The organism is Paenibacillus sp. J31R30 (assembly GCF_059692115.1).
In genome coordinates this window covers 62,130-82,456 of the sequence record NZ_JCAUAV010000007.1, presented here as the reverse complement: position 1 = coordinate 82,456, position 20,327 = coordinate 62,130, and the positions used below count along the sequence as shown (strand labels likewise).

At 44.9% G+C, this 20,327-nt stretch carries 17 protein-coding genes; 10 read left to right on the top strand and 7 right to left on the bottom strand.

What is annotated here, in order from left to right; all coding sequences use genetic code 11:
- Positions 1-70: 70 nt before the first annotated feature.
- Positions 71-1,396, bottom strand: coding sequence for an ABC transporter substrate-binding protein (locus tag AC58QO_RS22215; protein WP_497269323.1), 1,326 nt, complete (start codon positions 1,394-1,396; stop codon positions 71-73).
- 165 nt (positions 1,397-1,561) lie between these two features.
- The gene (locus AC58QO_RS22210; protein ID WP_497269321.1) at positions 1,562-2,398 is read right to left on the bottom strand and encodes a helix-turn-helix domain-containing protein; all 837 of its coding nucleotides are present in this window, start codon (positions 2,396-2,398) and stop codon (positions 1,562-1,564) included.
- A gap of 151 nt (positions 2,399-2,549) precedes the next feature.
- Between AC58QO_RS22210 and AC58QO_RS22205 the strand changes: the two genes are divergently transcribed.
- A complete protein-coding gene (locus AC58QO_RS22205; RefSeq protein WP_497269319.1) occupies positions 2,550-3,683 on the top strand; it encodes a glycoside hydrolase family 88/105 protein in 1,134 nt (377 codons plus the stop codon).
- 42 nt (positions 3,684-3,725) lie between these two features.
- On the opposite strand, the gene helD is transcribed toward AC58QO_RS22205, so the two are convergent.
- On the bottom strand, positions 3,726-6,152 hold the full coding sequence (gene helD / locus AC58QO_RS22200; protein ID WP_497269317.1) for an RNA polymerase recycling motor HelD: 2,427 nt from the start codon (positions 6,150-6,152) through the stop codon (positions 3,726-3,728).
- Positions 6,153-6,513: 361 nt separating this feature from the next.
- Between helD and AC58QO_RS22195 the strand changes: the two genes are divergently transcribed.
- Both AC58QO_RS22195 and AC58QO_RS22190 read left to right on the top strand, forming a co-directional pair.
- Entirely contained in the window at positions 6,514-8,673 is a 2,160-nt protein-coding gene (locus tag AC58QO_RS22195) for a 5'-nucleotidase C-terminal domain-containing protein (protein ID WP_497269315.1), read from the top strand.
- Positions 8,674-8,821: 148 nt separating this feature from the next.
- Positions 8,822-9,529, top strand: coding sequence for a DNA alkylation repair protein (locus tag AC58QO_RS22190; RefSeq protein ID WP_497269313.1), 708 nt, complete (start codon positions 8,822-8,824; stop codon positions 9,527-9,529).
- Between the two features lie 66 nt (positions 9,530-9,595).
- On the opposite strand, the gene AC58QO_RS22185 is transcribed toward AC58QO_RS22190, so the two are convergent.
- Entirely contained in the window at positions 9,596-10,423 is an 828-nt protein-coding gene (locus AC58QO_RS22185) for a phytanoyl-CoA dioxygenase family protein (RefSeq protein WP_497269311.1), read from the bottom strand.
- A gap of 141 nt (positions 10,424-10,564) precedes the next feature.
- Here AC58QO_RS22185 and AC58QO_RS22180 point away from each other — a divergent pair, with 141 nt between their 5' ends.
- The gene (locus AC58QO_RS22180) at positions 10,565-11,425 is read left to right on the top strand and encodes a helix-turn-helix transcriptional regulator (RefSeq protein WP_497269309.1); all 861 of its coding nucleotides are present in this window, start codon (positions 10,565-10,567) and stop codon (positions 11,423-11,425) included.
- 32 nt (positions 11,426-11,457) lie between these two features.
- On the top strand, positions 11,458-11,634 hold the full coding sequence (locus AC58QO_RS22175; protein ID WP_497269307.1) for an SRPBCC domain-containing protein: 177 nt from the start codon (positions 11,458-11,460) through the stop codon (positions 11,632-11,634).
- 274 nt (positions 11,635-11,908) lie between these two features.
- Here AC58QO_RS22175 and AC58QO_RS22170 read toward each other — a convergent pair whose 3' ends face one another.
- From AC58QO_RS22170 to AC58QO_RS22160, 3 genes are all read right to left on the bottom strand, one after another.
- A complete protein-coding gene (locus AC58QO_RS22170) occupies positions 11,909-12,604 on the bottom strand; it encodes a carboxypeptidase-like regulatory domain-containing protein (protein ID WP_497269305.1) in 696 nt (231 codons plus the stop codon).
- A gap of 651 nt (positions 12,605-13,255) precedes the next feature.
- Positions 13,256-13,564 carry a hypothetical protein gene (locus AC58QO_RS22165; protein WP_497269303.1) on the bottom strand — a complete coding sequence of 103 codons (309 nt, stop codon included), beginning with the start codon at positions 13,562-13,564 and terminating at the stop codon, positions 13,256-13,258.
- Between the two features lie 221 nt (positions 13,565-13,785).
- Positions 13,786-14,046 (bottom strand): hypothetical protein, encoded by a 261-nt coding sequence (locus AC58QO_RS22160; protein ID WP_497269301.1) that lies wholly within the window; start codon positions 14,044-14,046, stop codon positions 13,786-13,788.
- Between the two features lie 442 nt (positions 14,047-14,488).
- On the opposite strand from AC58QO_RS22160, the gene AC58QO_RS22155 reads away from it, so the two are divergent.
- The 5 genes from AC58QO_RS22155 to AC58QO_RS22135 all read left to right on the top strand — a co-directional run bounded on the left by AC58QO_RS22155 (position 14,489) and on the right by AC58QO_RS22135 (position 20,039).
- Positions 14,489-15,820 carry a spore germination protein gene (locus AC58QO_RS22155; protein WP_497269299.1) on the top strand — a complete coding sequence of 444 codons (1,332 nt, stop codon included), beginning with the start codon at positions 14,489-14,491 and terminating at the stop codon, positions 15,818-15,820.
- Positions 15,817-16,923 (top strand): GerAB/ArcD/ProY family transporter, encoded by a 1,107-nt coding sequence (locus tag AC58QO_RS22150; protein ID WP_497269297.1) that lies wholly within the window; start codon positions 15,817-15,819, stop codon positions 16,921-16,923. Before AC58QO_RS22155 ends, AC58QO_RS22150 begins: the two co-directional genes overlap by 4 nt.
- The gene (locus tag AC58QO_RS22145; RefSeq protein WP_497269295.1) at positions 16,920-18,026 is read left to right on the top strand and encodes a Ger(x)C family spore germination protein; all 1,107 of its coding nucleotides are present in this window, start codon (positions 16,920-16,922) and stop codon (positions 18,024-18,026) included. Before AC58QO_RS22150 ends, AC58QO_RS22145 begins: the two co-directional genes overlap by 4 nt.
- Positions 18,027-18,416: 390 nt before the next feature.
- The gene (rocF, locus tag AC58QO_RS22140; RefSeq protein ID WP_497269617.1) at positions 18,417-19,328 is read left to right on the top strand and encodes an arginase; all 912 of its coding nucleotides are present in this window, start codon (positions 18,417-18,419) and stop codon (positions 19,326-19,328) included.
- A 543-nt stretch (positions 19,329-19,871) separates the two neighbouring features.
- Entirely contained in the window at positions 19,872-20,039 is a 168-nt protein-coding gene (locus tag AC58QO_RS22135; RefSeq protein WP_497269293.1) for a XapX domain-containing protein, read from the top strand.
- Positions 20,040-20,327: the final 288 nt, after the last annotated feature.

The window sequence follows — 20,327 nt, the reverse complement described above, 5'->3', positions numbered from 1 at the left end:
TTGTCACTACTTCACATCTATCTTAAAAAAGCTCCCCACATGACAGATATCATGCGGGAGCTCACTCTAATTATTTCTTATTTTTCGCTAAGATGGCCGTTGCATCCTTACGGAATTTTGCTGCGCCTTCTTCAACTGTCAGCTTTTTGTACAGGATTTGTTCTGCTGTATCTTTGAGCAATTTATCAACTTCAACTGCGCCTACTGGGTTTGGAGGATCCATTTGAGAGCTGTTTTTCTCTGCCCAAGCTACATATTCAAATACTTTCTTTTGTTCAGGTGTCAGATCCGGCATTAACGCTTCCTTCACTTTGGAGGAAACAGGAACACCACGCTCGCCTTTGATGATTTTGTTCGCATCGATATCATTAATGAGGAAGTCAACGAATCGAACGGCTTCTTCCTTCACTTTAGAAGACTTGGCAACTGTCCAATACATACTTGGCTTCAAGAACAACGCTTTGTTCTGGTTCCAGCCTGGTACTGGGAGGATGTCAAGCGGACGTTTCGCAGCTGCATTCACAAGAATGAATTGGTTGGACCAGCCATTGGACGATACAGCATTGTTAAGTACAACTTCATCGTCTTCTGGCGTACCTTTCTTCTGAGCCACTTTCTCCAAAGGAAGCAGGTAACCGGAGTCATACCATTTTTTGTACATCGTATAGTATTCAACAAATATTTTATCATCCGTATAGCCAAGAGAAGCGCCATCGGCTGCGTACATTTTCTGACCTTTACCTCTTAGGAAGAACGGGAAGTAGACATCATGACGAAGTTCAGAAGCAAGCATTTTCCCTTTCGCTTTCAACTGTGCGCCCATTGCATCCCAATCTGCTAATGTCCAATCTTGTTTCACAGTAATGCCAGCATCTTTGAGCATTTGCGGGTCTACAGTTGCCTGAAGAGCATTCGAGCCTGCGTTAATGGCAACAAGCTTGCCGTCTACTTTACCACCGGAAAGATTGTTTTCGCTGATGTCTTTCACATTGAGAACACCATTCTTCGTGTAAGTGTCGAAGTCTTCCAGCTGACCTCTGCCGCCATATTGCGTCAAATACGAAATATCCATTTGGAATACATCCGGCAAACCATTCGCAGCCGCCTGAGGTGCAAGCTTCTTCCAATAATCATCAAATGCTGCGTATTCCGATTCAATCTTGACATGCGGATTTTTCTGCTGATAAAGCTCGATGACTTTCAGCGTATAATCGTGGCGTGCTTGTCCGCCCCACCAAGCAACACGAAGTGTAACCGGATCTTTCTTCGCTTGAGCCGTTGGCGCTGCACTTGCCGCTGGGCTCGCACTGTTATCCGTGCCGCTCTTCGTACCTGTGCTTCCGCATGCTGTTAGAAAGAGTGCAGCTGATAGAACAGTGATCATGACCTTTTTCATCTGTATATCCTCCCCAATTTGCAATCGTGTACTTTACATGTCTATTATCTCGCTTGAAGAGGGAAAGGTTAATCCAAAATACCGTTAATTTTGTTTAAAATGCAGAGGGGTCCGATGCTTCACATCGTAGATTCAAAGATAGTATCGCCTAACGAAGAACAAGATTTACTTGTCCCTTCTATAATATAAAGGTGCATGTCCCGTCACTAATTTAAATACTCTGCCAAAATGTGTCACACTGCCGAAGCCGACCTTTTTGGCAATTAGACTGACTTTCATCGTCGTTTGCTCGAGAAGCTTCTTCGCTTCCTTAATCCTGACGCTGTTCAAATATTCCACGAACGTAAACCCCGTCGCTTCCTTAAAAAAACGGCTTAAATAATACGGACTCACATAGAATTTCTCCGCCAATAGATGCAATCCCAGCTCCTGCATGTAATGGGTATTCATATAACGAACAACCTCCGAGATTCTTTCGTGCATCGGGCTTGGTGACTCCATCGGCTCCATGCTGTTCTGCTTCACATGTCGGCAGCAAATAATAAGCAGCTGCAGCACCAACGTCTGCGCGTACATCTCGAAGCCAGGCTTCTTCTCCTGAATCTCCTGCATGATGCTCTGGGCAAGCGCCTCGATGGAGAGCCTGTCGTGTAGTGGACATTTTACGATGATGTACTCATTCTCAAAGAGCGGTTGCAAAATATCCCGATAGGAATCATTCACCGAGGCCATATAGTTCTCATGAATATTAACAATGAGTCGCTCATGCTTAGGCATTTCTGTATTGGCCGTCCGATGCAGAATATTCGGAGAAATGATGATAATATCTCCCTCGTTGATGATCGTCGTCCTGTCTTTAATAAAAAATGCCCGTTTGCCCGACATCAAATAGAAGATTTCGTACGTACTATGAAAATGGCTCGTCGGCATATGGTGACTTAACGCCTTCCGATGAGATACCGAGAGGGTCCCCTCACCGTTATCGTATTGAAAATCTCCCATGCAATGCTCCGCCTTTCATGCGATTTGCTATTTATTATACGCGCATCCTCGTTTACCGCAAGATATAAGAAGAAATAGGTGATTCTCGCAAAAAATGTACATTTTCCTCTGCTAAAATAGGCTTAACGAACAAGAAGGAGGAGTTAACAAGATGAATTCTTCAGAACCAACGACCAATATCAAGGTACAATCACAAGAGGAATTAACTCCCATTCAATGGGCTGAGAAGGCTTGTGAGGCGTTAATGTTCAAATTTGAGCCGGAACTGCTGCCGCCGGACCGATTTCACTATCATCAGGGTGTCTTTCTATCAGGGATGGAAAAATGCTGGCAGGAAACACAGAAGGATGAATACTATATGTATATCAGGCGTTGGGTGGACAGCCAGATCCTTGCGGATGGCAGTATCAAAAAGTACAACCCGGATGAGCTTGATGATATTCAGCCAGGTGTGCTTCTATTTAACCTTTATAAGCAAACAGGCGACGATCGGTATAAAAAAGCCTTATACACGCTTGTCTCCCATTTAAAGTCATGGCCAACCAATCCATCGGGCGGTTTCTGGCATAAGGGGCGTTACCCGAATCAAATGTGGCTGGACGGGTTATATATGGCTGGGCCGATTGCCACCCAGTTCGGTAGGACATTCGGTGAAAGCGACTATTTTGACATGATAACTTTCCAAGCGATTTTGATGGAAAAACATACCAAGGACCCTATTACAGGCTTGCTCTACCATGGCTGGGATGAAACCAAAGCAGTAACTTGGGCTGATCCCGCTACTGGCTTAGCTCCGGAATTCTGGGGGCGTGCAATCGGCTGGTACCCTGTCGCCTTGCTGGAAATGTTCGAATACCTTCCCGAGGACCATAAGGATAAAGATAAACTGACAAGTATTCTTCAAGACCTGCTCATCGCCCTGACGAATTACCAGGATGCCGATACTGGCCTCTGGTATCAGGTTGTCGATAAAGCTGACCAACCGGATAATTGGTTGGAAAATTCTTGTACGGCCTTGTATGTGCATGCCATTGCCAAAGCCGTGCGTTTTGGCTACTTGGACGCCAAGTATCTCACTTACGCTTGGAAGGGCTATCAAGGTGTCATTGATACGCTGAAGTTTGATGAGAACGGCAACGTTATTATCGGGAAGATCTGCATCGGTACAGGGATCGGAGACTATGCCCACTATATTGCAAGGCCTACCAGTGAGAACGATTTGCACGGCGCTGGCGCCTTTATTCTCATGTGTGTGGAAATGAGCCTTGCACAAAAAGCGATATGATAAAAAGCTGAAGCCTTTCTTACAGGCTTCAGCTTTTTTCTATCAGACCTCCATCTCATACAAAGATGGATCCACGGTATGGATGAATGATGTCCATCCCCGCGTTGTGTAAAGCAAAAGCCTGTGCATCGCGCGCGTGCAGGCTGTATAGAAGAGCTTGCGTTCGCTTTCCCGCTCGTATACCTGTGAAGAAGCATCGTAGATCAGCACCGCGTCGAACTCAACACCCTTCGCGAGATAGGCAGGAATCACCATCACGCCCTTCTCAAAGGTGGTCGTCTCCTTCGTAATAAGCCGCAGCGCTTCACTCCCCTGTGACGTCAATACTTCATAAGCCTCACGACTCTCGGCTGCTGTCTTGGTGATAACGGCGATGGAGTCGAAGCCTTCAGCTCTTAGTGCTGCGAGGTCCTCTATGATTCGCACAGCCCTCATGTCGCTGCTGCTGGCCTCGACGAGGCACGGCTTCCTGCCGCTCCGCTCAAAAGGCACGATCTCTTCCAGAGGCAGAAGCGACTTCGTAAACGTCACAATCTCGCGTGTGGAGCGATAGCTTCGAACAAGGCGAATCAGTCTTGTTTCCTCTTCCCCATAAAGCCTGATCAATGGCGAATTCACTTCATGCAGATTCGTTGCCTGAGGGAAGATCGCTTGGCCGAAATCCCCTAGAACAGTCATGCGGGCACGAGGAAACAGCTGCTTGAGGAAGTAGAATTGAAATGGCGAGTAGTCTTGACCCTCGTCGACAAAGAGATGCCGTATCTCCGTATTCCTCCGCGTACCCTCGATAAGTTCCTTTAAGTATAAGAACGGCGCCGCATCCTCATAAAACAATTCAAATCGACTCAGCTTCTCCTTCGTTTGCGCACATAGTTCCTCCCACTTCTCGGGCACATTAACTTCATTCGTCATGCTCCGATAGGCTGCGTCATCCGTAAATAACCGATCATACAGCCCGATGATATCTATAAATTTTAATCGTTTCGCGTCCTGTCTCAGTTGTTTAAAATGCTCTTTGACGATCATCCTGCGCAGCAGTTCTTCCTCTTCCTGCACGGCAAAGTCAAAGTCATTGACTTCCTGCTGCTTCTCAGGAGACAGTTCATGCGCTTCGATATACTGTTCGTTAAAATTAAACACAGGCTCTTCTTGCCTGTACTTCTTAAGGATCTCCCTATAGGCTTCGGCATATTGCTCGGTCTCAAGATAATCGAGTTCATCTTGCACCCATACCGCTTTCCGCTCTTTACGCTCTAGTGAAGTCAGCTTTTGCAGGATCCAATCCTGCAAGAGTGCAACGCGATTAGCCAGGCGGATACCGCTGTCGTAGCTGTAAAATTGCATGGCCATTTGCTCCGCGGTAATTAACTCGCGATCCCGGAAGTGGATGCTGCAGAATAGCATGCCTTCCTTTCCCAGCCAACTTGCATAGTTCTGGAGCGCATGTAGAAAATCTTCAGATGCTTTATATTGAATCCCGCTCATTCGCGCTTCGTATCCAATCGATAAGACCGACGTCAGTACATATTCGATCTGTTCAAACGGGGTATCTAGACGCATTGTGCTTCCAAGCCAATACGCAAGATATTCCTGCATGGTCGTCTGTTGCATATTCTCCTCACCCAGTTCAGGAAGCACCGTGGATACATAACTGTTAAACATCGGATTAGGTGAAAAAAGTACAATTTGGTCCGCTTTAAGCTTGTCGCGATGCTTATACAACAGATAGGCTGCCCGTTGCAGTGCCGCAGACGTCTTTCCGCTGCCCGCCGCCCCTTGCACGATGAGCATAGGGCTATTATCGTTGCGAATGATATCATTTTGCTCCTTTTGGATGGTCGCCACAATGCTCTTCATTTGTGTATCTGCGCCTTTGCCAAGCACCTGCTGAAGCAATTCATCTCCAATTGTAACGCTTGTGTCGAATATATTGTGCAGCTGACCATCCCGGATCTGATATTGCCTCTTCAGCAGCATCTTACCCTCCACGCGACCGCCAGGTGTTTCATAGGCAGAGGCACCAGGTGAATAATCGTAGTACATACTTGCAATTGGTGTTCGCCAGTCATAAACTAGAAAGTTTACTCCGTCTGCGTCAACGAAAGAGGATACACCAATATAAATTTGCTCACTGAAACTTGTGCCATCTTCTTGAAAATCGATGCGTCCGAAATAAGGAGACGGCAGCAGCCGCTTCATGCTCTTTAATCGTTGAATTCGTTGTCTGTGACTACGCTCTCGTTCGGACAAAACGGCTTCTTGTTGCTTCATACTGTAAAATGCCTCTTCGAAATCTTCTGCGGAGCTTGTGCTGATCGTCACTTCCTCCCAAAACCGCTTCCGAATGTCGGTTACCTGATCACGCAGTCCATCTACCTCTGGTTCCAATTCGGTAATTGAAGCTTGCAATTTTTCCGTTACCAGCTCCAACCGTTCCTGTTCCTGCTGCAATTCCTTATGGTTTACCATCTTCACGAAACACTCCTTTTATGCCTTGTGTGAAAAAAAGCAAAATAAAAGTTGACAAACTGCAAATCCACATGCTAAAATTTAAGTATAGATAAAATGTTATAACTATGACTATTTTTATTGAAGAGATAGTATCTTTTCGATTCTACCATAAAGCTTCTTTACATGTAAATATGTTTTTTTATATAGGGGAACTGGCATTTTTGTGCCGGTTCTCTTTTTTGTTCCAACGATCCTCTCACTTTGATGTGAGAGTTTTTTTTATGCTTACAAAAAATTTACTAGCCAATGGTAAATTATTTTCTTATACTAGGATAGGTTTACTATTATTTGATAGATTTAGTTATTTTAGGAGGAAATTATGAAAAGAGTATTGAAAACTAGACTTGCCTCATCTGTCGTAGTAGCAGCCTTGGTCAGCTCACTTACAGGAAGCTTTGCTTTAGCAGCAGACAACGTAAGCGTTATGCCGATTAGTGCCGTAACCGCGAAAACGGATATGCAGCTTGCTGTTGAAAACGGTGCCATTGAAGGTTATGGCGACTCCAACTACCGCGGAGAACAATTAGCTACTCGCGCTGAAGTTGTGACGATGCTTAGCCGTGCAGCCAAATTGGCGCAAGCCGATCTTGGAAAAGCGACCTTTAGTGATCTGGTTACTTGGCAAAAGCAAGCCGTTGCGAATGCGGTTGCTGCTAATCTAGTAGATGGATTTGAGGACGGTACTTTTCATCCCAACGCGAAAATGAATCGTCAAGAGTTAGCTGTTCTCATCGTGAAGACACTAACAGGCGGACAAGCCCCTAAAGTAAATGAACAAGTATTGAATTACTTTAAAGATAGTGCTTCTATTGCAACCTGGGCACGCCCCTACGTAGCTTATGCTGTTATTTCAGGTATTTTCAACCCTGCTCTTGATGGCAACTTTAACCCTACTGCTGAAGTTACGCGTGATGAGACTGCTACAGCTCTTAAACCGGTACTTTTCAAACTAGTTGATATTCTTACAACGAATGATATTCACGGACAAATTGAAGTAGGTTTTGATAAAAAGCGCAATCAAGCGCAAGGTGGAATCGAAACTCTTGCTGGTATTGTGAACGATTTCCGTGCTGTTAATCCTTCCGGAACTGTTGTAGTTGACGGTGGCGATGCTTGGCAAGGAACGCTGATCTCTAATACGACAAATGGTCAATCCGTGCTAGATTCCATGGCTGAGGTCGAATACGATGCTGCTGCCATCGGTAACCACGAATTCGATTTTGGAAGAGATACTTTAATCGCTAACATCAAGAAAGCCAAGTTCCCAATCATGGGCGCTAACATTATTGATGATCAAACAGGTAAACGCGTAGATTGGGCTGAGCCTTATGTTATCATCGAACGCGGCGGGCTTAAGATCGGTATTATCGGGTTTGCAACTCCGCAAACAACAACGACTACCAAATCTACCAATATTGAAGGCTTAAGCTTCGCTAACCCAGCACCTATCGCGAAGGAGCTTTCTGAAGAGCTTCGTGCAAAGGGCTGTGATGTCATCATGGTTACCTCCCACCTGCCAGGTGAACAGGATGTCAAATCTAAGCAAATTATTAGTGAGCTCGCTGATCTTGCTAATGGCACGGGGAACGGCACACTAGATGCTCTCGTTGGTGGTCATTCTCACATGCGCGTTGCTGGCATTGTTAACGGAATTCCAGTTGTTGAAGCACAAAGTTGGTTGTATGCGGTAGGTCACATTCAACTTTACTTAGATAAAACGACGAAGAAGGTTGTTTCCTCCAATGCTAGTCTTCTGGAAACTTATACGAATCTAACCACTGCAGACGCAGATGTAAAAAATATTGTTGATGGCTATAAATCCAAAATCTCTGCGAAAGCTGGCGAAGTTGAAGCGCTAGTTACGGAAAGTCTTGGCCGCAAGTCATTCCGTTTCGACATGAACGGGAATCAAGACCGTGATGGCGCTACACCTCTCGGCAACATCATCACAGACGCGATGCGTACTTCCGAGAAGTCAGATATCGCATTCACAAATATCGGCGGGGTACGAGCTGATGTTGACAAAGGTGAATTGACCTACAGCGAAATGTTCCAAGTCCTTCCATTCGGGAACTATAATGTAACTGGAACCATGACGGCTGAACAGATTAAGTCTGCTTTTGAAGTATTGGATAAGTACACGAAGCTTCCTGCCCTTCAATTCTCTGGTGTTAAGGTAGAATGGGATAACACACGCAAGGATGGCGATCGTTTTACTAAGATTACCTTAGTCGATGGAACTCCGATTTATGTAGATGGTAAATTCAATACTAGTCGTACATTCAAAGTAACAACCAACGATTTCATGGCAACTGGAAAAGGTGACGGGTTCACTGTTTTCGGTGAAGTGAAGGACTGGAAAGATGGAGCAATCATGCTTGATGCATGGGTTAGCTATGTGAATACCTTGAAAGCTGCCGGGAAAGAAGTATCCGTGCAAGATGACGGCCGCGATGTTCGTTTAGATATTAAAAAGTAAGCTATGCAGAGAACCACCTCTTCGACTTGAAGGGGTGGTTTTTCTATGAACCCTTTCAGGATTAGAAATACTTACAAAATCTGATATAATCTTAGTAGATAGCGTAAACCTTAAGGAAAAACTTCCAATTAGAAGGTTGTGTTAAATAATGAACTTAGACATGGTTATGCAAGAGCTTGAAGCGCTCGGCAAGGAACGAACCAAGAAGATCTACATGTCCAATGGCGCACACGAACCGCTTTTTGGCGTAGCGACAGGCGAAATGAAGCCCATCTTCAAAAAAACTAAAATAAATCAACCTTTGGCTGAAGAGCTTTACGCCACTGGGAACTACGACGCCATGTACTTTGCTGGCATTATAGCAGATCCCAATGCAATGACTGTGGCCGATTATGATCGGTGGATGGATACGGCTTATTTTTATATGCTGTCCGATTATGTAGTTGCAGTAACCTTGGCAGAAGCCAATATAGCTCAGGAAGTTGCCGATAAATGGATCGCAAGCGGAGAAGAATTGAGAATGTCAGCAGGTTGGAGTTGTTACTGCTGGCTTTTGGGGAACCGTCCGGACAGTGAATTTTCCCAAAGTAAAATTGACAATATGCTCGAAGTTGTGAGAAATACCATTCACGATTCACCGGAAAGAACGAAGTACGCGATGAGTAATTTTATTTCCACAGTAGGGATATCCTATAAGCCGCTACATTTTAAAGCCGTCGAGACCGCAATGGCAGTTGGCCCAGTAGAAGTCAAAAAGGATACGAAAAAAAGCAGTTTCCTACAAGCTTCCTTAAATATTCAAAAGGGTCTAGATAGAGGGCATCTTGGTTTCAAACGCAAACATGTAAGGTGTTAGACGATGGCTTCATTGCCCGCTAACCGAAAAGGCTGCCGATGATTTCGGCAGCCTTTTGTTGTTGCGCTATCTGGATTTATACAGTAACGGGAAAAATTCATTATCGAACCTCTGACCAAATTGCGGACGAGGCCCGAGCAATCGAACATTATCATGCCGAGCTCTGCCCTCTTTGTAGCGCGTATCACCAGGCATGAGATGAGCGACAACAGACAACCGAGGCTGGTCTGTGAAATTCGTTGACGACCCATGGAATGTAAGGGCATGGTGGAAGCTCGCTTGACCAGCTTTTAGTATACAAGGTTCCTCAATCCAATCGCGCGTTGCAAAACGTTGCTTCAGCTTCGTCATATCCTGTTCGAAGAACGTATCACTTCCCTCGACTGCGCCCCACTTATGTGAACCCAAGATCGTCATCATGCCGCCATTATTCAGATCAGTGTCCTGCAAAGCAATCCAAACGGTTACCATATTCGTTGTGCTGCTTGATCGCCAATAACCGTAATCTTGATGCCAGCCCACATTCCCAGCTGTTGTTTCTTGCCCTGAAGTACCCGGCTTGTAGATCACTTGATCATGCCATAGGCGAATCTCATCCTCGCCCAGCAGCTTCGCAGCCATCTCTCCTAAATTCGGATCCGTGACGACACTTCGAACTTCATCGTTAATCCACCAGCCATTATCGAATTTACGAAGAGCATGTGGATTCTCCGATAGTTTGAACACATGCAGAGGCATGCCAGCTCCATCATAATCTTTCTTCCATATGCGCTCATGCGCGCCGCGAAGACGCTCGATCGTCTCGTCATCCAGTAATTTCGGGCTGATCCAATAACCGTCTTGATCAAACCTTTCTTTATCCGCTGCTGTGATGTTATAAGAAATAACTCCCATGATGAACACCTCATCTTTTCTTGGTCAATGTGACTTACTACCTTTATTGTAGACCACAAGATGAGCATTGACTTTCCAAAACCTATCAAATAGGATTGGAAACATATGAGATCATTAGAAACGCGGAGGAGCGTAACTTTCATGAAAATAAAGTCGGAAACAGCACGTTGGGTGTACGAGTTTCCTGTGTCAGTTCAGCTATCCCATATACCCGAATTCATTATGCTGGGCTATGACCACTTTCAAGAAGCCTCCCCTCTCATCATCCACCAGCATGAACGCTCCTACGAATTTGTATTCGTGGACAGCGGAAAAGTCACTTGGGAGGTAGACAGTCAATTATTCACTTCCCACACTGGACAGGTCTTCCATACCCGGCCTGGAGAATGGCATCGCGCACGTCTTAACTTCATCGAGCCCTGCAAAATTTGGTGGATGATTCTATCGGATCCCTCCAAGCATGCCGGCTGGTTAAATTTACAAGATGAAGACCGTAAGGAGATTCATAACCAACTGCAGCGGCTTCCGAGGATCTTAACCGTAGATAGTCGTGTTCGTGAACCTTTCTCCAAGCTAAGGGACATCATTGAACATCACGAGCCACTCGCCGCCTGCCGAGTTCGTCATTATGTACTCGATATTATTTTGCAAATGCTGAGCCCGTCCTCTAATCGGACAATCTCATTTGATCTCCAGATGGCCATGACTACATTGACTGAAGCCATTCGCGCAGCGCCAGAAAAGAGATGGACGAATAAAGACCTAGCTGATCAGGTCGGCGTAAGTGAATCTCATTTCTACCGATTGTTCCATCTTATGCATGGACAGTCACCTGCCAACTATATAGATCGGCTGCGAATAGAACTTGCTTGTCAGATACTTCTTCAGAAAGAAGTCAGCGTAACAACAGTTGCAATGGATCTAGGTTATAAAACCAGCCAACATTTTGCCACTGTATTCAAAAAGTATATGGGTCTATCACCCTCGCAGTGGCGCAGGTAATTTTATAAAGCGCTTGAAGCTTACGTTACGTAATGTTTTATACTCAAGATATCGGTAAAAAAAGGTGGGGACCTCAAGGGTTTACGACGACTTTTCAGAAGTTTGAAATGAAACCAGGCGGTACATGGCAGTTTATCATGCATGGTCCTGATGGCGTAGATTATCCCATATGCCGTCCCAGGTGCCGAACAGACCATGGATCGTCTTGAGGAGCTTCTGGCAAGTATGGCTTAAAATTACTTAAACTACCAATAGTTTAGTAGCAAAAAGAGACCCTAAGCAACGAGCTAAGGGTCTACAATTGCAGCTGCGGCCCGATTAGGAGTGTCATTCCTTCTAGCCCAACACCAGATTGAGCTAACAGATCTTCTAGTTGAATGATTCGAACATTGTTATTGTCATCCGACAATTAACAGGACGGGTTCTTTCCACATTTTCATCTTCTGCAAGGTACCCTGTCTTACCGAAATCGATTACAAATTTTCACCTTCTAATGCCATTCGGAGGAATAACTTGGAGCTTAACAATAAGCAAGTTTGGGCCGTCAGGCAGGAAATCAAAATTAACTGTCTCCGCGTATTGCCCCGTGTTTCTTTGGCGTATAAGTAACGGACTTAGTTTGTTATTTACAAAGTACTGGGCAGTCGCCTTATATTTGCCAAGGGGAAGACGCTCTAGCCCTACCCCTGTTAGCCCTACCCCTGATTGAAGGGGCGATACAAGAGAACTAATGGGAGTACCCCCGCTTCCTCCAAGTTGGGATGGGCCAAGTGGTGTAAGCGTCAGTACGACACTATTCAGGTCAAAATTACTTATTACCCCAATCTCTAAGCCGACTTGAACGACTCCCTTAGAGAGATCATAAACAAAGTTGCGAATGGCTCCTGCACTTGTTCCGAACGGATCAACAATCTGTGATGTTAAATTGATGCTATATTGACTGCCATTTAAATTAAGCGAAGATACGCTATACGTTTTCCAAGTAGCCTTTACTTCCGGAAGCTCAATACGATAATAACCATCTACATTTGTCACAGCACTTACATAGCTAAGATAATTAAATTGATTTTCGGCATACACTTTGATCCCTGCCAAAGGTTTTCCTGAGGAATCGATTGCTCTGCCTTTTACGACAAATGGTTCAACTTTCTCCGATTTGGATCCGTATCCCGTTCCCATTTGACCCCCAACTCCATTCTGATTTGAATTTGAACATCCAAATAAAAGTCCAACGAGAGTTAGAATGCATACTAGTGCCAATATGCGCCTTCTCAATCACAATTTTACTTCCACTCTTCCTGCTCATCGGAAATCAACTACAATTGTAAGGTATGCGGTTCGTAGATCAGGTGCTTAGGTTCCGGTTTCCCCGAATGATAAAATTAGGGAATTACTGGGATGACACGAATCTGCCCAATAACGCAAAAAAGCCGCCAAAATAGCGACTTTTTTGTTTGAGGTGATGATTGTGGTGGTCAATAAATATCTTTAGATATTTTTCAACTGTAAATTGCCGTTTCCCTGAACCCATTGTAAATATTACATCATTGTCGATTCCTATATTGGGTAGCCTCACTATTATGCTCAACATGGTCGGAAATGAGATTAATACAGCTCCTTGATCCATATTTCCTTAACTGACCAATCACCGTTTCCGTACTTGTCCAAACTAATTAAGAAAGCATTCGGTCAATCCCCCAGCACGTACCGCAAGCTGAAATTAATGGGTTCTGAGAACTTCTGATGCTCCGTTACCTACACATTTGGACATACTACCCACCTCTGCAACTCCATGAAGTAGCCATCCTTTTTACACTCTTTCTGATTTTCCTATCCAAATAAGAACCAAACCAAAAGCAACGCAAAAACCAAGAGAAGGTGAAAAAGTGGAATCGCCGAAATCAGTAAGATTCCTTGCTTCCGCTTGACGATAGCGAGAATCAAACACACCAAATACGTAATCAAATACAAGCTAGACACGATCACGAAAGCGAATACGACGAATAATATCAAGGCGCTCTCGCCACCCGATCGAACCCCAGCAATCTGCATGATGTTCCCAATCATCAAGAAAGGATAGGGCAGCAGCGCAAGGCCGCCAATGACAAGGAAAATGATGCTTAACGCTTTCTTGTTCATGATGCACCTCATATCTCTTTTCCTATTACCATTTCAACATTGCTGGTTTTGTTGTGCGAAGGATTCTCGTCATTCGCTTTGGCAAAATTGATGACTTGATAAAATAGACGTATAAATATAAATTAATGTTACACTAAACTACCCCATACCTTAATAACAAAAAGAGTAGTTGAAGCGGCGATCTGCTCTCTTGTTTGTCTGAACTAATGTTATCCGTTCGCTTAATGATTGTTTGGTTCCTTCGTCTTTACTTTCTCTTCATCTTGCCTTTGGACCATATCAGCATGGATCTTTCTAAGTTCTTCTAGGCTTTCACCTACGTCCTTGGCTACCTCCTCCACCTGCTTTGCAGCCTTGATCTGATTGAAGGCTAAGCCTGATACATTTTCACGATCAATATACTTGATCTCCCTATACATCAAATACCCGATAGTAACGAATATGATGAACATAACAAGGGCTGCATATATTCCAATCATCATCATCATTCACCCCATACACGAAACATGCTCATATAATGCCTCATATAATGCCCTATACATACACTTAGGATACGTTGTGCAGGGTTAAGTGCTGTTGCTTGCATAACTGCCCTCTAGCTTAATGACAAAATTAATAATCCATTACAAACCTAACCTTTACTATCATAGCGCATTATGCGCATATGTTTGTGTCGCCGGACTTCAACGATTCATGGCCTTGCGCTAGATTTTGCAGCAATGAGCTGCAGTTAGGGGTACAATCTAGACTGTTTCCTTTTTTACAAGTCAAATACATTGTCTATAACAACCATTTAAACTAAATGCGCCCGTTCTTCAGTTGCCTTATGATGGTCTAGATTTTTTCCGTTTTTGTAGCGTATATCTTCCCAGTGAATGAATTCCTAAATTCTGGTCATTATAAGCCATGAAGGAGGGGGAAATATTGCCAACCGTTGATATCGCTTCGATTCAAGAAGCCCTCTGTCATACCGACGATTTTATCATTCGAGAACTGAATATGGGCGAAGACAAAGCCGTGCTTCTGTATTTGGAAACGATGTGCGACAAGGCAAAAATTGAACTTAGCCTTCTTAAGCAGTTACAGCGTGAGTCCAATGATGGGCAAGTAGCGATGCGCATGGAAGAACTGCTGACCGCCACCAAAGTAAAGCCCTGCCTCTCGGAGCAAGATGCTGTTGACGCTCTGCTTGAAGGCAGTGCCATAATCTGCAGCGAAGCAGTCGGTCTCTGCTACAGCTTCGATGTCAGTCAGCAAAACAGCCGCTCTCCAGAGGAGCCAGTAAATGAGCGCTCCTTAGCGGGCAATCGAGACGGTTTCGTTGAGCATTTGCAGACAAATCTGAATCTGGTTCGTAAACATCTGTCCACTGGTGAACTCAGAGTGCGTTATTTCAAGCTGGGCACGAACGCCAAGCGTCTAGTCGCTATGGTATGGTTGGATGGAACAGCCGATACGGGGATTGTAAATATTGCAACTAACCGTATATCATCAATGTCATCATCACACGACTTGCACCCCGGCCTAATTCGGAAGAATCTGCGTGAAAGCAAGTATTCCATCTTTCCGCAAACCCTCAGCACGGAACGCGTCGATTTTGCGGCCGCTTTGCTGGCCCGCGGAAGAATCTGCGTGCTCTGCGACCGAAGCAGTACATGCCTTATTCTGCCTGTTTCTTTTTATACGTTCATGTTGACGGCGGACGACCTTATACAAGGCACTTTGCCCTCGTTATTGATGAGGATGGTCAGAGTAGTTGGGTTGCTGTTCGGCCTAATTCTGCCTAGTCTTTATATCACGATTGTCGGCTTCAATTATGAAGTCCTTCCGTTCTCCATGGTTAGCACCATCAAGGGCTCCCTGGAAAACGTACCCTACCCCCCGCTATTTGAAGTCTTACTCATGATTATAATTTTCCAACTCATTGCTGAGGCCACTCTCCGTCTGCCCTCGACGCTTGCCCAGATGACGGGTATCGTCGGCGGTATCACCATCAGTGAGTCACTCGTCCAAATTGGTTTCGTGTCCAACATCCTCATTGTTATCATCGCGCTTACGACGATTGGGAAGTTTGTGGTTCCATCGACGGAGTTGCGCTCCTCAACGACGATAATGCAGTTCGCGATTATTATCGGGGCAACAATCTTAGGCTTTTACGGTATGATGTTCGTGTTTGTCATCATCCTCATTCACTTCCTTGCCCTGGAACCATACGGCGTCCCGTACTGCTTGCCGGTCAGGAGCATCAAACGATGAAGACTGTGAATATGCCCATCGGTCCCATTCAGTTGTTCTGCCTGCTGTTCCAAACGCAATTCGGTCTTGGGGTCTTATCTCTTCCGCATGCGGTTAACGCCGAGGCCGGGCCTGACGGCTGGATTGCCTGCCTGTTCGGCGGCCTGTTGAATACCATTCTATTGATTCTTGTCTGGATGCTTAGCGAGCAAGACAGGAGCAAAACCGTGTTCCAAATGCTATTACAGCGACTCGGCCCGTACTTAGGACGCTTATTCATTCTGGGTTTTTCCGTCTATTCGTTTACGATATGCTATGAAGCCCTTGCGAGTTGGATTTTTATAACGCATTTATGGGCTTACGAGAATACTCCAGCTTGGATGATGGCGCTGCTGCTCATAGGCGGATGCACCTATCTCGTTTCCAATCCGCCACGTGTTTTCGCCCGCTTCGCCGTGTTCGCCACGGCGATCGTTCCATTGTTCATCGCGCTGATCTGCTATACGCTCAAGGATGCTGATTTGCACTTTGTGATGCCTCTATTTTCTTCGGGCTTAGTAAAAATCGGCTACAGCACTTGGCAAAGTATGATGTCGTTTATAGGCTTAGAAATTCTTATGGTTCTTTCGCCTTGTTTCCAGATGCCGTCTAAATCCGTCTTGCGTACTGCAATTCTCTGCAATATCACAATCACGGCCATCTATATGCTCTGCGTGTTCTCTTCGACGGTCATCTTCAATTCCGAAATAATCAGTTTCATCCGACATCCGCTGCTGTTTCAGTTCAAAACGATATCGTTTAAGCTCATCGAGCGAACAGATATCATCGTGCTGGCTGTTTGGATCCTGTTTATTATTACTACATTATCTAGTTATCTGTTACTGTTTGTGACCTCGGTGACTGCCATCGCAAGTCCCAAAAAGGGAATCAAACTTCCGGCGCTTCTCGTGAGCGCGCTTGTCTTGATCGTGCTTGGCCAACGGGAGCTGGATGTCTCGCAATTATCCCGCTTCCAAAGCTTCGTCTCCCTTTATGGGCCGGCAGCGGCAATCGGGATCCCGGCAATGATGTTGATGATGATCTACCTTAAAAGATGGCTATCAGGGGGGAAAGTTCGAACATGAAGCCGTACGTAGTACGCTTGCTCTTGGTTCTCCTCCTTCCAGGGTTGACCGGGTGCTGGGACCAACGTGAATTGAAGGAAATGCGGATCGAGGATGCAGAAGCCTTCGACTTGCTCGAAAACGATAAGATTCTGTTTTCTATATCCCTTCCGACCATTAAGTTAAAGAAACAAGCCCAATCCGAAGTCATTGTGCCAATCATCGGCGCTGAAGGGAGGACGATCAACGAGGCTTACATGGAAATTAAGAAAATTACCTCCCAAAATCTGGATTTCGGGAAAGCGCGCATCATACTCATCAACAAACGATTGGCACGAAAAAGCTTGTATCCCGCGCTGGAGTCATATTACCGTGAAGCCCATAGTCCGATCAATGTCAAAATGGCCATCGTGGATGATTCCGCAAGCAAGTTGCTGCAGTTGAAAGCGGAGGATCGTTTGATGGTCAGTGAGTATCTTTACGAATTGCTACAGAGCGGCGAAGATAACGGTCTGATTCCGAAATCCTCTCCATATTTAATTTATTCGATGTTAACGAATCACGGTACCGACGCTACGATTCCGATCGTCAATCCAAAGGGCGCAGATCGGGCTAAAATAACAGGACTCGCGCTATTCCACAACAAGCAGATGACTGGCGAGCTTGACAGCAAAGCATCCGTGCTCTTCATCATGCTCTCGAAATCCAAACCTGATTACTTTACCATAACCGAGAAGGACATTTCTTCCAACATGTATGTTTCGCTGTTCATGAACCGAGACGGCGACCGTAAAATTGCCGTCACAAACGACAATGGCTCCGTCAGGGCGGTTATAAGTGCCGACTTCACTTGTGACCTAGTAGAAGTGCCCGATACTATTCACGTCGATGATGAAATGCTGAAGAAGCTCGGCTCGCAATTGGAGCAAAAGTTGAACGAAAGGGCGAAGGAAGTCATTAAGGAGCTACAACAAGCCAATTGCGATGCCTTAGGTATTGGGTTGGAAGTAAAAGCGCATCATTATCGTTATTGGAAAACAATTCAATGGGACAAGGTCTATCCCGAAATGTCCATCGAACCCAAAATCACCATAAACATCGTCAAAAGAGGCCTTTTGGAGTAAGGCAAACCGCATAATGATAAATCTGTGTTTAAAGAATCGCTCTCAGATACTCGCTTCGGGCTAGCTACCCAATGTATGTTGAGACCTGTGATATCACTAATCTCTTATTCAATTATCCCATTCCTAGTCGAGTCTCAGCGCCTTTCTTTCTTTTACGCGATTTCACCCATAATGCTGCCGTTTCAATCGTTCCAAGATTACATTGGCGAGCTCTCTAAGGAATGCATCTCATTAACAGTTTGAGCGGCTTGAATGTCATTTATGGGGAATTTTCTGTCCGCTCATAGTAAAGAAGGATGGTTACATGTAGATTGGGAATGTTAGTCAAAGATGCGGAGCCTAAGGAGTTATCATCTAATCATTCAATCAAAAGGAGTGGATCCGATGCGTATCAAACCTAAAATAGCTGCTATCAGTGTTAACTTTGATCTTGGAGCAGACCGCCGGGGCGCAAGTCATGGACCTAATGCCATTTTTGAAGCAGGGTTACTTCAATCGTTACACCAAATGGATTATACCGTTGATCACGTTGCTGATCTGCGTCTGGATAATGAACCAGCAATTCCCTTAGATGCTCAAGTGGAAACATCGAATTTGAAACATTTCGCTGAGGTTATTGAGATCAATACCCAACTAGCTGAACAGATTTCTAAAGTCGTTAGCCAAGATTATTTCCCACTCATTATCGGCGGAGATCATAGTATTGCCATTGGCACAATTGCGGGATTATCTAATCATTATAAGCAGTTAGGGGTCATTTGGATTGATGCACACTCCGACTTAAATTCAGCAGATACAAGCCCGTCTGGAAACATACACGGCATGTCGCTTGCGGTCAGCCTTGGCATCGGGCATCCCTTATTGACCAACATGAAAGGTATAAATCCGAAGGTGAAACCAGAAAATATAGTGCTTATCGGAGCTCGATCTCTGGATGAGGGTGAGAAGAAACTAATTCGCTCCCTTGGTATAAAATGCTTTACCATGTACGATATTGACCGAAAGGGCATGGCACATGTGATGCAAGAAGCAATTGATTATATTAAATTAAGAACGGATGGCGTTCATCTCAGCTATGATGTTGATTCTGTGGATCCTATTGAGGCACCTGGCACAGGGACTGCCGTCAAAGGTGGACTTCAATTCCGCGAAGCTCATCTCGCCGTCGAAATGCTGCATGAAGCAGGTATTGTGACTTCTGCTGAATTTGTTGAAGTGAATCCGTTACTCGACAATAGCAACAAAACCTCCGAGTTAGCGGTAAGCCTTATCAGTTCCTTCTTCGGTGATCAAATTCTATAATCGACTACGCAGGAGTCCTTTCATTTGTTTATTGCATTATACTGCCTGTTAGTTGAGAAAAGGGCTGCAACACGGCAGCCCTTTTGATATTGAACTATCGTTTCCCGTTAGCGGAATGATCCGCATACGTCATTAATCCTCCTCAAAAGAGACCGAGCATGACTTTCCGATCCATATCTACATAAGGCAATTCCTTTGCTACTTCGACGAGAATCATCACATCGTGAATATCGTCGCCGCCCCACTGATTTTGCCTTCCCCTCCATCGTTGCCTCTGTATTGAGTGGCAATAACAACGTATCCATTTCTCGCCAAAAATGAAAAAAACGTAGATAGCTGTCTGATTTCACTCAATGATCGATCTTCAGCTCCGCCTCGATTCGCTAATCCAAAAAATCCCTTTTAAAACATTACTGCCAGTTTGTTGAGCGAAGAAGGGCTACCACGCAGCAAGCCTTTCGGTAGATTCGCAGTTTATTGCGTACGAATACAACAGGAAATATTAACAAATCCTATAAAAAAGAAAAAAAGAAGGAGAAATAAATGAAAGAAGTTTTTCTCGCCTTTCTGGCAGGAGCGATAGTTGGTGTTATCTTCAAGTTGTTTCGCCTTCCGTTGCCAGCACCACCTGTATTTTCAGCTGTAATGGGTGTGATGGGTGTTTATGTAGGAGGTAAACTCGTGGAATGGTTAATCCGGCATTATACATAGGGCAACGAAATCATAAGGTCACTGGGGCCAGTACGTCCAGCCATACTTGGCGAGATATATACTGACCCCTTAGAAAATGCCCTGTGAAGGGAGCTCCCATAATGAAATCATTAAAACGACCACTTAACTATGCTGCCCGTTACTTCAATGAGCAATAAAGAGCCGCGTTAGAGCAGCTCCTGCGCACATGTTACCCATTAGCATACACTCTGGAAACAATTCGTCAAAGTTGCACACTTTTCTATAACAAAGGGAATCAAACAAACTACAAATACATATAGATGCCTA

Coding starts and splice junctions, on each gene's coding strand:
- AC58QO_RS22215 (WP_497269323.1), bottom strand. CDS start 1,396: ATGAAAAAGGTCATGATCACTGTTCTATCAGCTGCACTCTTTCTAACA.
- AC58QO_RS22210 (WP_497269321.1), bottom strand. CDS start 2,398: ATGGGAGATTTTCAATACGATAACGGTGAGGGGACCCTCTCGGTATCT.
- AC58QO_RS22205 (WP_497269319.1), top strand. CDS start 2,550: ATGAATTCTTCAGAACCAACGACCAATATCAAGGTACAATCACAAGAG.
- helD (WP_497269317.1), bottom strand. CDS start 6,152: ATGGTAAACCATAAGGAATTGCAGCAGGAACAGGAACGGTTGGAGCTG.
- AC58QO_RS22195 (WP_497269315.1), top strand. CDS start 6,514: ATGAAAAGAGTATTGAAAACTAGACTTGCCTCATCTGTCGTAGTAGCA.
- AC58QO_RS22190 (WP_497269313.1), top strand. CDS start 8,822: ATGAACTTAGACATGGTTATGCAAGAGCTTGAAGCGCTCGGCAAGGAA.
- AC58QO_RS22185 (WP_497269311.1), bottom strand. CDS start 10,423: ATGGGAGTTATTTCTTATAACATCACAGCAGCGGATAAAGAAAGGTTT.
- AC58QO_RS22180 (WP_497269309.1), top strand. CDS start 10,565: ATGAAAATAAAGTCGGAAACAGCACGTTGGGTGTACGAGTTTCCTGTG.
- AC58QO_RS22175 (WP_497269307.1), top strand. CDS start 11,458: ATGTTTTATACTCAAGATATCGGTAAAAAAAGGTGGGGACCTCAAGGG.
- AC58QO_RS22170 (WP_497269305.1), bottom strand. CDS start 12,604: ATGGGAACGGGATACGGATCCAAATCGGAGAAAGTTGAACCATTTGTC.
- AC58QO_RS22165 (WP_497269303.1), bottom strand. CDS start 13,564: ATGAACAAGAAAGCGTTAAGCATCATTTTCCTTGTCATTGGCGGCCTT.
- AC58QO_RS22160 (WP_497269301.1), bottom strand. CDS start 14,046: ATGATGATTGGAATATATGCAGCCCTTGTTATGTTCATCATATTCGTT.
- AC58QO_RS22150 (WP_497269297.1), top strand. CDS start 15,817: ATGAAGACTGTGAATATGCCCATCGGTCCCATTCAGTTGTTCTGCCTG.
- AC58QO_RS22145 (WP_497269295.1), top strand. CDS start 16,920: ATGAAGCCGTACGTAGTACGCTTGCTCTTGGTTCTCCTCCTTCCAGGG.
- AC58QO_RS22135 (WP_497269293.1), top strand. CDS start 19,872: ATGAAAGAAGTTTTTCTCGCCTTTCTGGCAGGAGCGATAGTTGGTGTT.